1 protein-coding gene is annotated in these 388 nt (G+C 68.3%); it reads left to right on the forward strand.

Annotated features, from left to right (window positions below; translation table 11 throughout):
* A partial coding sequence (locus JNB89_RS30830; protein WP_220364735.1) for an FAD binding domain-containing protein occupies positions 1 to 388 on the forward strand: 388 nt, incomplete at both ends.

Consider the following 388-nt stretch of genomic DNA (forward strand, 5'->3'; position numbering starts at 1 on the left):
GGACCAACCTGCTCGACCTGATGAAGCTGGAGGTCGAGACGCCAGCGCACCTGGTCGATGTGCAGGACATCGGCCTGGACAGGATCGAACCCACCGACGAGGGCGGCCTGCGCATCGGCACGTTGGTCACCAATACCGCGCTGGCCTCGCATGAGCGCGTGCGCCGCGACTACGCGGTGCTGACCCGCGCGATCGTGGCAGGCGCCTCCGGGCAGCTGCGCAACAAAGCCACCACCGGCGGCAACCTGCTGCAGCGCACGCGCTGCCCGTATTTCTACGATCCCCATCTGCCCTGCAACAAGCGCCTGCCCGGGTCGGGCTGCGGCGCACTCGAGGGGTTCTCCCGGCAGATGGGCGTGATCGGCACATCGGACAGCTGCATCGCGAC

It is taken from the genome of Paraburkholderia phenoliruptrix (assembly GCF_019511605.1).
Taxonomy (GTDB): Bacteria; Pseudomonadota; Gammaproteobacteria; order Burkholderiales; family Burkholderiaceae; genus Paraburkholderia; species Paraburkholderia phenoliruptrix_A.